This is a genomic window from Citreicella sp. C3M06 (genome assembly GCF_018860705.1).
Lineage (GTDB): Bacteria > Pseudomonadota > Alphaproteobacteria > Rhodobacterales > Rhodobacteraceae > Salipiger.
In genome coordinates this window covers 1-1,034 of record NZ_JAHKQA010000092.1, presented here as the reverse complement: position 1 = coordinate 1,034, position 1,034 = coordinate 1, and the positions used below count along the sequence as shown (strand labels likewise).

Genomic DNA, 1,034 nt, shown 5'->3' with positions numbered 1-1,034 from the left:
CAAACCGCGACAGGTCCAAGCTGGTCGACGTTCACAACCGACTTGGTTGGTATGAAACCATGCTGCGCATTCCAGCGCGCCTCAGCCGCTTGGCTCATCAGCCCGTGGGCTTGCCGCGAATTGAGCGCGTGCTTGAGCCTGCCAGCCTCGATTGCCCTTGCGGCTGCGGCCGCATGCACCGGATCGGCGAGGACCGCACCGAGCGGCTCGACATCGTTCCTGCCCAGTTCCGCGTTCTTGTCGACATCCGCCCGAAGTATGCCTGTCGGATCTGCCCGGACGGGGTCACGCAGGCGCCTGCGGCACCCTGGCTGATCGAAGGCGGGCTGCCGACCGAGGGTGTCATCGCGCACGTGCTGGTGCCCAAGTTCGCGGACCACCTGCCGTTCAACCGATAGAGCCAGATCCATGCACGCTCCGGCATCCAGATCGACCGCAGCACCCTGGCGGACTGGGGCGGCACCGCGGCCCCGTGGTTGACCGCCTGACCGAGCATCTCAAGTCATCCGGCAAATTCTTCATGGATGAAACAAGCGCCTCGGTCCTCGGCCCGGGCCGTGGCCGGACCAAGACCGGCTATCTCTGGGCCCTGGCCCGCGATGATCGCGGATGGGGCGGAGAACACGCGCCCGGTGTCGTCTTCACCTACCAGCCCAGCCGCGCCGGCGCCCATGCGGAACAGATTCTCAGGGCTTCGACGGCATCCTGCAACTGGATAGCTATACCGGTTATAATCGGCTGACGCGCCCGTCCCGCAAGGGCGGCGCGCCGATCACGGTGGCCCACTGCTGGGCGCATGCACGTCGCAAGCTGAAGGAGGTCTTCGACTGCGACGGTTCGAAAATCGCCGCCGAGGGGCCTGCGCCGGATCGCCGAACTCTACCGCATCGAGGCCGAGATCCGGGGCATGGGCCTAGGCCAACGTTTGTCGGAGCGTCAGGCCCGCAGCGCGCCCCTCGTGACCGAGTTCGGTGATTGGCTGCAGGCGCAGCGCACGCGTGTCTCGGCCAAGTCCCGGTGGAGTGCGCCCTTTG

1 pseudogene is annotated in these 1,034 nt (G+C 66.6%); it reads left to right on the top strand.

Annotation, left to right across the window (positions count from 1 at the left end):
- Positions 1-101: 101 nt before the first annotated feature.
- Positions 102-1,034: pseudogene (locus tag KO516_RS21400) on the top strand (IS66 family transposase); the annotation flags it as partial.